This is a genomic window from Paenibacillus sp. 23TSA30-6 (assembly GCF_014858585.1).
In the GTDB taxonomy this organism is placed as follows: Bacteria; Bacillota; Bacilli; order Paenibacillales; family Paenibacillaceae; genus Paenibacillus.
In genome coordinates this window covers 91738-106022 of record NZ_SLTL01000011.1, presented here as the reverse complement: position 1 = coordinate 106022, position 14285 = coordinate 91738, and the positions used below count along the sequence as shown (strand labels likewise).

The following is a 14285-nucleotide window of genomic DNA, read 5'->3' as shown; positions in this document are numbered from 1 at the left end:
TAAATATAATAAATATATATTACGTATTATATATTGAAATAACCACTTACTTTGTGTTACAACTTTAAGTAAACCTATAGATCAGTTCAGGCATGTATCTCGATAAGTGGAGGGAATGAATTCAATGCTGAAAAGAGTGTATTCATTTAATGAAGGCAGGTTAGGGATGAAAGCGCTGTTAGGTGGAAAAGGCGCAAACCTCGCGGAAATGACGACACTGGGTCTCCCGATCCCTCCCGGCTTTACGGTGACTACCGAGGCGTGTAAAGCCTATTTTACTTCCGGCGGCAAGCTCCCGGAGGGTTTGTTGGGAGAAATCGTCATTGCCCTGCACGACGTTGAGGAAGCCCAGTCGGCTATATTCGGAGATACGGAGCGGCCTTTGCTGGTATCTGTTCGTTCAGGATCAGTAACCTCGATGCCCGGTATGATGGATACGATTCTGAACCTGGGTCTGAATGATGAAACCGTGCGTGGATTGGCCGAGCAGACGGGAAATGAAACCTTCGCCTACGACTGCTACCGCAGATTTATTCAAATGTTTGGCGAAGTGGTGCTGGGTATCGAATCCAATCATTTTGACCAGCTTCAGGAGCAGAGCAAGCAGACCCATGGGCGTGGCAGTGACCAGGAGGTTAGCGCGGAAGAATGGAAGGAACTGATCGGACATTATAAGGATCTTGTCGCAGAGCAGAGCGGACAGCCGTTTCCACAGGATGTGTATAAGCAGCTGCAAATGGCGGTAGAGGCTGTATTTTGCAGCTGGAACAATATGCGTGCCAAGGTGTACAGGAAGGCTTACGGTATTCCAGATGAACAAGGAACAGCAGTGAACATTCAGGCCATGGTATTTGGCAATCTCGGCAACGAAAGTGGAACCGGGGTGCTCTTCACCCGCAATCCCTCCACAGGTATGAATGAACTGTATGGCGAGTACATGGTAAATGCTCAGGGAGAGGACGTCGTGGCAGGAATAAGAACGCCTAACCCTATTCCTCAACTTTTGGAAGAGCAGCCACTAGTCTATGGTCGTCTGGAAGAGCTGGCTTCCTTGTTAGAGCGTCATTATCGGGATATGCAGGATATCGAATTCACGATTGAAAAAGGAAATCTGTATCTGTTACAGACGCGGAGCGGCAAAAGAACGGCGCAGGCGGCTGTGAAAATAGCTGTGGATCTGGTGGAGGAAGGGATTATCAGCAAAGAAGAGGCTATCCAACGGATTGAGCCGTCCCACATGGATCAACTGCTGCATCGCTCCATTGATGTTTCCACACCGCTGGTTGCGATTGCCCAAGGTTTGCCTGCCTCGCCCGGCGCAGCGAGTGGGCGCATTGTATTCGACGCCGATACGGCAGAGAACTGGACGAAGGACGGGCAGAAAGTCATCCTGGTCAGTGTGGAGACCTCACCCGATGATGTTCACGGGATCATTGCCGCCGAAGGCGTGCTGACAAGTCGAGGTGGGATGACCAGCCATGCCGCTGTGGTTGCGAGAGGCATGGGTAAACCCTGCATTTGCGGCTGCGACGCGTTGAGCATTGACCTGTACAGTCGGAGCGTTAGCATCGGTACCCTGACCTTTCAGGAAGGGGAAAATATTTCGATCGATTCGACCTCCGGGCAGGTGTATCAAGGCAGTTTGTTGCTCAACGAGCCAGTCATTACACCGGAGCTGCTGAAGCTGCTGGAGATTGCGGATGAAATTCGGACGTTGAAGGTCTACACCAATGCGGATACGCCACTTGACGCCGCCAAAGCTCGGGAATTTGGAGCTGAGGGCATCGGGCTGTGCCGGACAGAGCATATGTTTTTCTTGGGCCAACGGCTGCCTATCGTTCAGGCGATGATTTTGGCCGAGGACCAGGAGGAGCGGGTTCTTCATTTGAATCGTCTGCTCCAAATGCAACAATCCGACTTTGAGGCTATGTTCAGTGCGATGGACGGTTTACCGATGACGATTCGCCTGCTGGACCCGCCATTACATGAGTTCCTGCCGAATCTTGAGCAGCTTCAGGAGCAACAGCGGGAGCTTGAGCTTTCCGGCGGCCATGTGGAGGAGCTTCAACGTCTTAAAAGAACCATCTCCAAGGTGCACGACCTGCGTGAGATTAACCCTATGCTGGGATTGCGCGGTGTTCGGCTGGGCATTCTGTTTCCGGAGATATACGATATGCAGGTTGAAGCGATCTTTAAGGCCGCGGAAGCAGCACTGCGCAGGGGCGTGGATGTGAGACCAGGGATTATGATTCCGCTGGTCGGTCATTCGAATGAACTCAAGCAGATGAGGGAACTGATTGATGAGGTAGCAGTTCAGGTGCTTAGCGAGGAATTCAAGTGGTTCAAGTATCGGGTGGGCACCATGATTGAGGTTCCAAGAGCCGCCCTGCTGGCAGACAGCGTGGCCCAGTACGCCGACTTTTTCTCTTTTGGAACCAATGATCTCACACAAATGACCTTTGGTTACAGTCGGGATGATGCCGAAGGTAAATTCCTCGGCTCCTATATGGAAAAGAATATTCTGGATACGAACCCTTTTCAGGTGTTGGATCAGGATGGCGTAGGCAAATTGATCGAATGGGCTGTTATCAAGGGTAAGGAGAAAAAGCCTTTTCTGGAGACAGGTATCTGTGGTGAGCATGGCGGGGATAGTGAGTCTATTCTCTTTTGTCACCGCAGCGGACTGGACTATGTCAGTTGCTCACCGTACCGGGTGCCATTTGCCCGCATTGCCGCCGCCCAAGCAGCTTTGCTTGTCAGAGCGGAGCAACCTGAGGGAGCGTTGTCCGTTATGTAGCTGAAAGTAGTCTCTACATTTCAATAACACATTTAAGGCAGCCTTGATCCAAGGGCTGCCTTGTTCGTTTTGCACCACATTTTACATACACATATCTCGTCGGGAAGAAAAAAATTTATATAAATATGAAAATGGTGATATCGTGTTCCCTCCTCCTACATATGATGATAGGGAACATTTTTGTAAGCGCTTTAATAAAAGAATGACATACAACCATGCGAAGCTACAGGAGGCGGATAAGGTGGACAATTACATGAACTGGATAAAAATTGGATTTTTTCTCATCGTTCTGTTTTTACTTGCAGCAGCATGCAGTACCTCTCCCAAGCTGGAGAACACCGATGGGCAAAAGGTGCGGCTCACGATGCAAGCTTGGGGTAATCCCGCTGAGGTGAAGGTGTACCAGCGGGCGCTCGATGCCTTTGAGAAGGAAAACCCGAATATTGAGGTCAAGCTGGTGCCTGTACCAGGAGATCAGTATGAGCAAAAGCTGCTGACACAGCTTCAGGGAAGCCGCGGGCCGGACGTGTTTTATTCGTATGAGCCAACGATTGCACGTTTGATTGGAGCGAAGCAGGTGCAGCCGTTGGGTGAATTTTTAAAAAGTGATGCCAGTGATGTGAAGGCCGAAGATTTTCCGGAGGGATTGTGGGGTCCAGCCAAACGCGATGGGGAAATTTACGGGGTCACTCCTGACTCGAATCCCATGGTGATGTATTACAACAAAAAGGTCTTTAAGGATGCCAGTGTGAAGACACCGCAGGAATATTATGACGAGGGCAAATGGAACTGGGACGCCTTTGAGGAAGTCACATCGAAGCTGAAAGCTGCCGGAAAACAGGGCTATATCGCAGAAAACTGGTGGGCTCACTGGTATTCATGGGTGTGGTCGAATGGCGGACGGATTTTTGATGAACAAGGCAAGTATGTGCTGGACCACAATGAAAAGGGTAAGGAAGCCTTTGGCTTCATGTACGATATGGTGAAAAAGGGAAATGCGGTATATCTCGGCTCACTTCCCAAGGGGCAAGGGGCTGACGCAATGTTTATGTCTAACCAGGTCGGTATGCTGGCGGCGGGAAGATGGCTGGAGCCCTTGTTCAGTCAAAATAAAAGTCTCGACTTTGATTATATTTACTGGCCTTCCAATACAGGCAAAAATGAACCTGTCGCCATTCCGGTTGCTTACGTAGCCGTGAACAAAAACAGTCCGCATCTGCAAGAGGCCATGAAGCTGGCAGCATTCTATGTCTCTGTGAAAGGGCAGGAGGCGCGACTGGTTGAAGGTGGGAACGCCATGGGTACACTTGCCGCCGCAGATGAGAGCATTATGAAAACGGCGAAGATTGGGCATTCAAGCTATTTGACCGAAGGACGCGATAAGGGGCATGCCCACGGCTCTGCACTGGCCTATGATGCTCAGATACCGGGATTAAACTCGGATATCACGGAGACGATTGACCTGATGTTCCTGGGTAAGCAGGATGCCGTGGCAACGATTGAGAAGCTGAATCAGATCATATCCAAGGCGGTCAAATAAGCGTCGGATGGGATTGCATCCGGGGAGGAAGGTGACAAGATGCAGAAAAAGCATCAAGCGCTGTGGGGCTACCTATTCATTAGCCCCCAGTTTCTGGGTCTGTTATGTTTTTCGCTATTGCCGCTGCTGTATGCGTTCTATTTAAGCTTTGTGAATTGGGATGGCTTTGGCATTACGGTGATCGTTGTGACAGCAATGCTGATTAGCGCGTTTATGACGGCGTATGCTTTTGCTAAAATCTGTTTTCCAGGTTCTGATTAGTTACCTCTTAAAAAGTCGGAATTTTGCCTTAAAAACAAGCAAGGAATTCGAGTCGTCCATGTAGAAGTTGTTGTCGAGGCGACAAAAGCTTCATCGAGGCGCTCTGAATTCCTTAAATGTAACAATTCTACAAGGTACTTCAAAATCCTATTTTGAGGTGTCAAAGCACCGCAGGCTGTAGCCACCGACCGTGGATTTTCAACACTTGTATCTTAACTGTACAAATGAAGGAAGTGGTATGCCGTGAAAGTCGTAATTTGTGAAGACGAATGTTATTGGCGCGATGCGTTAAAAGCGTCTATATCTCAGTGGGCTTTAAATAAAAATATAGAGTTGCAATGTGCTGATTTTTATTCGTCCCAGAAATTAATTCAATATCTTAACGCTCACATAGATATAGACGTAGTATTGCTCGATATTTCGCTAAGTAGTGAAGAAGATATTGATGGGATGACTACAGCAAAGCATATCCGGAAAATGGGGAATCGGGTACCTATCATTTTTGTTACCGTTGATTCTGCTCGTGCTATTGACGGATATTTAGTTGAAGCAATGGGCTTCTTGAAAAAACCTATTGACGAGAAGCGACTTTCGCTATTTTTGGATAGAGTAGTGAAGCAAAAAAAACCGGAACGAGTGTTTACTATCATAGCAGAGTCCACGATAAATTGTGTTCGTCAAAGTGATTTAGTTTTTGTGGAAGTGAATAATCATACAATAATCTATCATACAACAAAAGAGGAAATCTATCTTAGAGGAACATTAAATAAAGTGATGCAGTTATTAGGCTGTGAGAATTTTATCCAGATACATAGGTCATATGTGATTGCAAAATCTAAAATCTACAGAGTAAAAATAACTTATCCATATTCCGTCGATATTTTCAATGGTCATGAGATTACCAATCTTCCCGTGAGCAGAAATTATATTAATAACCTGCTTGAGGCATACTCAGATGATGTATTGCAGTGAATATTATGAATACAGTATGCCTTCTTGTAAAACGGAAATTTACTCGTATTTCATGCTGCTTACGTCATCAACATACTATCTACGCCAGTCCATTGAAATTTCTTCTGTACTGTTTGATAATCTAGACACAACAGAAGAAACGATTGACTCATATTCAAAACTACGAAAGGAGAATGCGAGTGAAATAGACTTTTACGTTATGCATCTTAGAGATTATCATGCTTCGTGGCTTGCCCAGAACGATGCTTATATGGCGGCAATTTTGAAAAATAAAGTATCTAAATCGTGAAAGGAGTACAATATGAAATTTGTCAAAAAAAGCGTTAGTTATATTTTGGCAGTACTGCTCATGTACGGTGTTTTAGTAGTTCCCTCTTTCGCGGCAAGTGAAACAACACCGCAAGTGGCTAAGGAAGAGGCGAAGAATGCAGAAATTCAATCCATGCCCTCGATACCGTATTCTGCAATGGATACTCAAAAATTTGATAATCTAGATGAAATATCTCCGAACGAAGCGAAAAAGATTTCCACAGATTCTACCCAGAGCAGAATCGTTAAACCGCAAAGCGCATGGGGTATCTCCGAACCTGTATTTGTAGGAGATGGCACTCTCAGTGAATCATTTGATAGTTATGGGGTTTCTCTCACTGCAAAGCAGCTTTCATTCCTAAAGCTGGATTCCAGCAATTCAAATTTGTTGGCTATTCTGTACAATGTCAATGCCAACGGCTCGTTAGGCAGTTCTACTGGATGGGGTGTTAAAGCAAACGGAAGTCACTCATACATTAATATCCCAGCAGGGAAATATGCGATTGTAATTGGTTCTGCAACAGGTGAAGAAAGAGGTAACTATAAATTGATGTGGAATGCTTCAAATCCATCGGGTGCTTCTTCCATTATCAATTGTACAGCGGACCTTTCCAGAGTCGTCTTGTATTATAATCTTTCAACAATCCGCAGTAACGGAGATAATATCTTGACAGGACTCAAATGGGAAAATTCCGAAACATGGTATACCCCGAATGGGTATTCCGCTAGAGATATGAGCATGTCAGTAGCTGAAGTAAAGGGGGTATATTTGGGGTCATTCTCCAGTAGTGTACCATATTCCGCTCCAAATGCATTACTGATTGATATCAGTAAGGGATCATGGCTCTATATGAACAGCTATTATCGTAATGTAGAGGGAGATGTAACGCACATTATGGATTACTTCGATCTTTCTGGTCTTAAAACTCCGAGAACCTTTGGAACAGAGCATACCGATTTTTCGTATGGTCCTAATTACATCGTTATTAATTTGGACACATTCCAAGTTTGTGAGTTCTTAAGTCCATTTAATTATCATTATACTTCAGACGGTGGCCGCACTTATTCGCTTACCAAGCTACAAAAAATTTCTTAAAGCGAAAATAACCTACTGCTTATCTATCTCAATACACCAGAGAAATTCACGGTTCCGGTGCTGCTCGTCTATATAATTGCTCAAAAACAAATTATCGAAGGCATTACCTTGACGGGTATCAAGGGGTAGGGGCGTTTCCCTGCTCCTTTTTCTGTTCTTTTCGATACTGTAACGGGGTATACCCGGTGCATTGCTTGAACACACGGCCAAAGTGGGCAATGCTGTCAAAGCCTGTTTTTTCAGCAATGGCGGTCACTTTCCAGCTCGTTTCTCTCAGATACGCCCGAGCTTGCTGGACCCGGACATCCTGAAGATACTCTATTAAGGTAAAGCCTGTGGTCTGCTTGAAAATCCGGCACAAATACGTACTGCTGATATAAAAATGCCTTGCCAGTTGATCCAGAGTCAGCTTCTCCGCATAGTGTACATGCAGATATTCGATGACCGCATACACTCGCTGCTGCTTCCCGCTGCGTTCAGGCGCAATGGTGTCGGGGGTGGCCGATTGTATGCGTCCGATTCGAATAAGCAGTTGGAGCAGCAAGCTTTGGAGGTACATATGGCGGTAGATATGGTCTTGGTGGTACTCATCCAGCATTTGCTGGAACAGATGCTCCAGCTCGCGCTGTTCCTCCGCCGAAGGGCGAAGCAGAAAGCTTTTCTCCGGCAGGAGGGGCTGCTTCTGATCGCCGTAAGGGACAGTGTTTAGTAATGTGGCGGCAAATTGCTCATCAAAGTTGATCAAAATCCGTTCATGACTGCCGTTGCCCTTGTTACTCGTACGGTGGAAATCGTGTTTGCTGATCCAGATCAGATCGCCCTTCTGTAGCGCATATACCCGCTGATTAATGTAATAGTAGCGCTCTCCTGCCAGTAGATAATAGATTTCATGTGCTTGGTGAACATGGTCAGCGGACATGCTGAACGGCTCTGTCCGTAGCGCTTGCTCGATGGCAAAACGGGGTGTGGCGATCACATCAACGGTCTCCTTTACGAGAAAATTCAAATGGATAATATATGTATACTTTAAGGACAAATTCACAATAAATGCGAAGAATTCGCTCTTTCTTATACTATAAAATAAAAGTAATTCATGCAAAGGGTGTGTGCCAATTGGCTAAAATCAAATATGCACTTGTAGGTACTGGAGGAAGAGCCGAATTTTTTTACGGTGAAGTTGTTACCGTTTTCAAGGATACCTCGGAGCTGATCGCGTTCTGTGACGTCAATCAGACGAGAATGGACTATGCCAATCGGCTGTTGCAGGAGAAATATGAGCACGAACCGATTCCGACCTATAAAGCTCATGAATTTGAACGGATGATCGCGGAAACGAAGCCCGATATCGTGATCGTCACGACCATCGACCGTGTGCATCATCAGTATATTATCCGGGCGATGGAATTGGGCTGTGATGTTATTTCCGAGAAGCCGATGACGGTGGATGAGGACAAATGTCAAGACATTTTGAATGCCATAGATCGCACAGGACAGAAGCTGCGTGTCACCTTTAATTATCGTTATGCGCCCCATAATACGAAAATACGCGAGGTGATCCTGGACGGGACGTTGGGTGAGGTGCTGTCCGTCAACTTTGAATGGCTGCTGAATACGCAGCATGGCGCGGATTATTTCCGTCGCTGGCACCGGGATAAGCGCAACAGTGGCGGTCTGTTGGTGCATAAATCGACGCATCATTTTGATCTGATGAACTTTTGGCTCGGCTCGAAGCCGGAGACGGTATATGCGATGGGCGATCTGAAATTTTATGGCCGGGAAAATGCGGAACAGCGTGGTGTGACTGAGTTCTATCAACGGGCTTACGGCAGCAAGGTAGCGGAAAATGACCCGTTTGCGCTGCATCTGGACCGTAACGAGCACCTGAAAAGCATGTACCTGGATGCCGAGCATGAGGATGGCTATGTGCGGGATCAAAGCGTATTTGGCGACAATATTAGCATTGAGGACACGCTTAGTGTCATGGTGAAGTACAAGAACAAGACAGTCATGAACTACTCGCTGAATGCTTACATGCCTTGGGAGGGATTTATCATCGTGTTCAACGGCACCAAGGGGCGGATGGAGGTACGGGTATCCGAGCAATCCTACGTTAATTCCGGGGGCAGTAAGGCAGACGAGGGGGCGTTAAAAGAAAAAACTATCACGATCTATCCCCACTTTGCAGCACCTTATGAGGTGGAGGTAGAGGAAGGCGTAGGTGGTCATGGCGGTGGTGATCCGGTCATGCTGCGGGATATTTTTGATAAGCCGGCGGATGATCGGTTTCAGCGTGCAGCCTCCCATATAGATGGAGCTTGGTCTATTTTAACGGGCATTGCCGCCAATCGCTCCATCCGTACGGGCCAGCCAGTGAAGGTGGAGGAACTGGTGCGTTTGTAAAGACTGGCAACCACTAAAATAACCAAGAAGCTCCCTGTTTAGCTTATGGACAGAGGGGCTTCTTGGTATTTTACTGTCAGTGGCGGCAGAGTTTCTATTGCTGTTATATAGCGCTTTATTTCATTATTTATCGGCAGTCAGTTCACGGGCTCCAAGCTGTTGCACAGGGCGATGGTTATCGGGAAAAATGGTAGCGAACCGGCTGATTTGGTCTGCCGACATTTCGATAGGCTGTTCCAGTATCGTCCAGTTCACATGCTCCGTACATGGCGGGGTAGTCAGAGAGCCATTGTAGCGAACCGAATGCAGATCCTTCGGCAGAAGGGAAGCAAGGTTAATTCCTTCCTCCAAAGCCGATTCTTGGGTGGTAGTATCTCTCGGCAGTTTAGACCAAATGCTGTTGAAGGCTTTATTTTCCTTGCCCCTTTGAATGAGTACGCCTAAAACTGCTGTGCGGCCGTTGTCGCTCTGATGAACAAAGTGAAGCTCCATCTCGGCATTTTTACCATCAATCTGGTGTTCGCTGGGATGATGGAAATGAAACTGCTTTAAAGTATAACGAGTGCCGTCCACCACAATAGTATTGCCGGGGCCTGCAGTATTGATTTGAATGGTATGTCCGTTATTCAGAATGGATGCTTTGGCGGTGGTGTAGTGAACCTGCAACGGTTGTTGCGTATGTGAAGCTTCCAGATGGGTGTGTTCTATGTTGACAGGGGATTGTTCGTGGCCATTACCACAAGCGGCGAAATCCTTTTCCAGCTCTCCCCAATGTTCCGGTCCCTCCTCTCCCTCATAGGACCAGTGTGGATTTTTCTGAACAACCGCATGGGCGGCGCTACCAGTCGGTGAAGACGAAGTAATCGTAGATTTGGAAGTGGCGGGCTGAGCATTACATCCGGTTGCCGACACAACCAGGAAAATAGCAAACATGCTGGACAAGCAAACTCTCCAGTTTTTTTTCATTGTGCATGATCCTTCTTCCCAAAGTAGAGTATGTGAAACTTTTTACATTGTAAATTATTGTACAAAGTTCCATCAAGGGTACAAGGACTTAGAAAGAAGGAATGGGTGTACTCTTTTTTTACAGCTTATTCAGAATGTTATCCTCCAGTACAACGGATTTATCCCCGTACTCCTTAATAATATGCTTTTCTCCCCAGGCGCACAGAGAATCCAAAATGCCCGTCAGACTGCAACCATATTCACTAAGCTCGTACTCCACTTTGGGAGGCACCTGATTGTAGCTAATTCGATTGACGATGCCGTCTTCCTCTAATTCCCGAAGCTGCTGCGTCAGCATTTTTTGTGTAATCGAAGGCATGATGCGTTTCAATTCGCTTGTCCGCATTTTTCCATGTGTCAAATGACACAGGATCACACACTTCCACTTCCCACCGATAACCTCTAAAGTCGCCTCAACCGAGATGTTGTATTTTTTCTGACCCAATGTCGATCCCTCCGTGTGTTTCACCTTTTGTTTAGGGTACTTTTTGGTACCTATATCACTAAAAAGTACGTACTGTTCATAATTGCTTGAATAACTCATAATAACATCTGCTGGTCGAAGATTTCTATATATAGGAGTGAAAGACATGTCGTCAGACTCAAAACGAAGTATTTGGCCATTACTGGCTTTAGCCGTAAGTGCCTTTGCCATTGGGACAACCGAGTTCATCAGCGTGGGACTGCTTCCCCTGATCGCTGAGGACTTGCACATATCCGTAACCATGTCGGCCTTAACCGTCACGTTGTATGCCTTAGGGGTAACCATCGGGGCTCCCGTTTTGACCTCGTTAACATCCAGTATTCCCCGTAAAACGCTGCTGCTGTGGATCATGATTGTATTTATTGCAGGCAACAGCCTCGCTGCGTTCTCCAGTGGAATTGTCATGCTGCTGATTGCACGTGTGGTCTCGGCGTTCTCCCATGGGGTGTTCATGTCCATCGGCTCCACCATCGCAGCCGATCTTGTACCCAATGACCGCCGAGCCAGTGCCATTTCCATTATGTTCTCCGGGCTGACCGTAGCCACGGTCACGGGTGTACCCTTGGGAACCTTTATCGGGCAGCAATGGGGCTGGCGAGCGGCATTCATGGCGATTGTGATCGTCGGTGTGGTGGCACTCATTGCGAATCTGATTTTGCTGCCATCCAATCTGCGCAAAGGGAACAGAACCCCCTTCCGCGAGCAGGTCAAACTGGTTACCAATGGTCGCTTGCTACTCGCCTTTATCATTACAGCATTGGGGTATGGAGGCACGTTTGTCGTGTTTACTTATTTATCTCCATTACTTCACGACATAACCGGATTTAAGCAAAGTACGGTAACGTTCATTCTTTTGCTGTATGGAATCGCGATTGCCATAGGGAATGTCATTGGTGGAAAAGCTGCGAACCGCAAGCCGCTTTCAGCTTTATTTTACATGTTCCTGATTCAAGCTGTTGTCCTGCTCGTCCTGCTGTTCACCGCTCCTTTTAAAACCGCCGGACTGATTACGATTTTCTTCATGGGATTGCTTGCGTTCATGAACGTGCCCGGCTTACAGGTATATGTGGTGATGTTGGCTGAACGTTTTGCCCCCAAAGCCGTAGATGTCGCTTCTGCCGTCAATATCGCTGCTTTCAACGCGGGGATTGCGATTGGAGCTTATGTAGGTGGAATTGTGACGGATGCTCTGGGTCTCATTCATACGACCTGGATCGGGGCAATTATGGTTTTCGCTGCGGTTCTACTCACAGGCTGGAGTCGCACGCTAGAAAAAAGGGATACACTCACCGATATAGGTTTACAATCTTAATAAATGCAGAGAGGAAGATAAACAATGACTCAAAACTTACAAAGCACAACAACATTGCACAACGGAGTTCACATGCCTTGGTTCGGAATCGGGGTATTTAAAGTGGAGGAAGGCTCAGAACTGGTCGATGCCATCAAAGCGGCTGTGAAGCATGGTTATCGCAGTATAGATACAGCCGCAGCTTATGCTAACGAAAACAGTGTAGGACAAGCCATCCGCGAGGCTCTTCAGGAAAATAACCTGTCCAGAGAAGACCTTTTCGTAACGTCCAAAGTGTGGAATGCCGATCTGGGGTATGAAGAGACACGGGCAGCCTATGAAGTAAGTCTGGACAAGCTGGGTCTGGACTATCTGGATCTGTATCTGATTCATTGGCCGGTTCAAGGCAAGTATAAAGAAGCCTGGAGAGCTTTGGAGTCCTTATATAAAGAAGGGCGGATCAAGGCTATCGGAGTCAGCAACTTCCAGATTCATCATTTGGAGGACCTTATGAAGGATGCTGAAATCACACCAATGGTGAATCAGGTGGAATTTCATCCACAATTAACACAAACCGAGCTACTGCAATTCTGTCAAAAGAACAACATTCAAATGGAAGCCTGGTCCCCGTTAATGCAAGGCCAATTGCTTGATCATGCGGTACTGCAAGACATAGCGACCAAGTATGGCAAATCGGTGGCACAAGTGATTTTGCGCTGGGATGTGCAGCAGGGAGTTGTCACCATTCCCAAGTCTACCAAGGCGCATCGGATTGTCGAAAATGCCGACATTTTTGATTTTGAATTGACGCAAGAGGATATGGATCGAATTCAGGCGTTAAATGCGAATCATCGGGTAGGGCCCGATCCGGATAACTTTGATTTTTAAACTCTATTTCCATGATACGCCGTTCCTTTCTTCATTGAAGGGAGCGGCGTTTTTTATCCATGATGGGCCTGGAGCCACAGCATTCCAATCCCGCCATATGGTATTATAGGGTTATGATAAAAGAGACGTTATGGAAGCTTGTGAAAATGAAGACAATCCGGGGGACCTCATGAATAAGACGATTGCAGATATAGCCCAAATGGCTGGCGTATCCAAGAGTACGGTATCCCGTTTTTTGAACGGCGGGGCTGTCAGTGTAGATACTAGACGTAAAATTGAAAAGGTGGTCAAGGCCACGGGTTATGTCCCTAATACCTTTGCCCAGAGCCTGAAAGCGAAGCGGACTAACATTATCGGAACCGTTGTGCCACGTCTGGATTCCTTCGCGACATCCCATACGCTGATGGGTATAGATCAAGAGCTGCGGGCCCAGCATTATCAGATGCTGATCTCGAATACAAGCCAGGATGTGAAGCGTGAAATCGAAGCCATTTACGAGCTGGGTCGGCAAAAGATTTCCGGTATTATTTTACTGGCTGCTGAAATTACCGATGAGCATCTGACCGCGATCCGCGACATTGCGATTCCGGTTTTGCTGGTGGGGCAGCAGCACACGCAGCTTCACAGCCTTATCCATGATGACTACCGGGCGGGATATGATATCGGCGCATATGTTCTGTCACAGGGCCACCGTGAAATTGCCTACGTCGGCGTTACGGAAAAGGATGTCGCTGTCGGTGTGCAGCGCAAGGAGGGCTTTAAGCAGGCTGTTCGGGATGCATTGACTGATCAAGCTCATATGGACGATGTGAAGCAACTAGAGCGATCCGCCGGGTACGATATCAGATACTATGAAACCGGATTTAAAATGTCTGATGCACGGGTGGCTGCGTCTGCGATTTTAGATGGATTCAAGCCATCCTTAATGGTGTGTGCTACGGATAATATTGCGCTTGGCGTGATCAACGCGGCGTATTCCAGAGGAATTGCCATTCCGTCGGAATTGTCGGTGACTGGCTTCGGGGGATACGATATTACAGAGGTGATTCATCCTGCGCTGACAACCGTGCAATATCCGTACATGGAAGCAGGACGCGTAGCGGCGCAAAATATTGTAAGGCTGGTAGAACACAAACCGGTAGAGAAAGTGACCGTTATGAATTATTCTCTGATAGAGAGAGAAAGCGTTGACAAACGCTGAACAGGTGGATTATAATTTCTTCGAAACCGGTTCCACGGCAC

At 47.1% G+C, this 14285-nt stretch carries 11 protein-coding genes and 2 pseudogenes; 10 read left to right on the top strand and 3 right to left on the bottom strand.

Annotated elements, in window-relative coordinates:
* The first annotated feature begins 124 nt into the window (after nucleotides 1-124).
* The 6 genes and pseudogenes from ppdK to E0698_RS27670 form a co-directional block, all read left to right on the top strand.
* The gene (gene ppdK, locus E0698_RS12535; protein WP_192511775.1) at nucleotides 125-2797 is read left to right on the top strand and encodes a pyruvate, phosphate dikinase; all 2673 of its coding nucleotides are present in this window, start codon (nucleotides 125-127) and stop codon (nucleotides 2795-2797) included.
* 241 nt (nucleotides 2798-3038) lie between these two features.
* Nucleotides 3039-4337 carry an extracellular solute-binding protein gene (locus E0698_RS12530; RefSeq protein ID WP_192511774.1) on the top strand — a complete coding sequence of 433 codons (1299 nt, stop codon included), beginning with the start codon at nucleotides 3039-3041 and terminating at the stop codon, nucleotides 4335-4337.
* 39 nt (nucleotides 4338-4376) lie between these two features.
* Nucleotides 4377-4523, top strand: a pseudogene (locus E0698_RS12525) (sugar ABC transporter permease); the annotation flags it as partial.
* A gap of 318 nt (nucleotides 4524-4841) precedes the next feature.
* On the top strand, nucleotides 4842-5570 hold the full coding sequence (locus E0698_RS27470; protein ID WP_192511773.1) for a LytTR family transcriptional regulator DNA-binding domain-containing protein: 729 nt from the start codon (nucleotides 4842-4844) through the stop codon (nucleotides 5568-5570).
* 301 nt (nucleotides 5571-5871) lie between these two features.
* Nucleotides 5872-6975, top strand: coding sequence for a hypothetical protein (locus E0698_RS12515; protein WP_192511772.1), 1104 nt, complete (start codon nucleotides 5872-5874; stop codon nucleotides 6973-6975).
* Nucleotides 6976-6993: 18 nt separating this feature from the next.
* Nucleotides 6994-7104, top strand: a pseudogene (locus tag E0698_RS27670) (carbohydrate ABC transporter permease); the annotation flags it as partial.
* On the opposite strand, the gene E0698_RS12510 reads toward E0698_RS27670, so the two are convergent.
* Nucleotides 7094-7951, bottom strand: coding sequence for a helix-turn-helix domain-containing protein (locus E0698_RS12510; protein WP_192511771.1), 858 nt, complete (start codon nucleotides 7949-7951; stop codon nucleotides 7094-7096). The pseudogene E0698_RS27670 and the gene E0698_RS12510 overlap by 11 nt on opposite strands.
* A 137-nt stretch (nucleotides 7952-8088) precedes the next feature.
* Between E0698_RS12510 and E0698_RS12505 the strand changes: the two genes are divergently transcribed.
* Entirely contained in the window at nucleotides 8089-9375 is a 1287-nt protein-coding gene (locus E0698_RS12505; protein WP_192511770.1) for a Gfo/Idh/MocA family protein, read from the top strand.
* A 123-nt stretch (nucleotides 9376-9498) separates the two neighbouring features.
* Here the strand turns inward: E0698_RS12505 and E0698_RS12500 are convergent, their stop codons facing one another.
* Together E0698_RS12500 and E0698_RS12495 are read right to left on the bottom strand one after the other, a co-directional pair.
* Nucleotides 9499-10341 carry a carbonic anhydrase gene (locus tag E0698_RS12500; protein ID WP_192511769.1) on the bottom strand — a complete coding sequence of 281 codons (843 nt, stop codon included), beginning with the start codon at nucleotides 10339-10341 and terminating at the stop codon, nucleotides 9499-9501.
* 118 nt (nucleotides 10342-10459) lie between these two features.
* Nucleotides 10460-10825, bottom strand: a complete 366-nt coding sequence (locus tag E0698_RS12495) for a winged helix-turn-helix transcriptional regulator (protein WP_044644945.1) — start codon at nucleotides 10823-10825, stop codon at nucleotides 10460-10462.
* Between the two features lie 145 nt (nucleotides 10826-10970).
* Here E0698_RS12495 and E0698_RS12490 point away from each other — a divergent pair, with 145 nt between their 5' ends.
* From E0698_RS12490 to E0698_RS12480, 3 genes are all read left to right on the top strand, one after another.
* Nucleotides 10971-12176, top strand: a complete 1206-nt coding sequence (locus E0698_RS12490; protein ID WP_192511768.1) for an MFS transporter — start codon at nucleotides 10971-10973, stop codon at nucleotides 12174-12176.
* 24 nt (nucleotides 12177-12200) lie between these two features.
* Complete coding sequence (locus E0698_RS12485) at nucleotides 12201-13043, top strand: aldo/keto reductase (RefSeq protein WP_192511767.1); 843 nt, start codon at nucleotides 12201-12203, stop codon at nucleotides 13041-13043.
* A 169-nt stretch (nucleotides 13044-13212) separates the two neighbouring features.
* Nucleotides 13213-14244: a LacI family DNA-binding transcriptional regulator gene (locus tag E0698_RS12480; RefSeq protein WP_192511766.1), complete on the top strand. Its 1032-nt coding sequence runs from the start codon at nucleotides 13213-13215 to the stop codon at nucleotides 14242-14244.
* The last annotated feature ends 41 nt before the right edge of the window (nucleotides 14245-14285 follow it).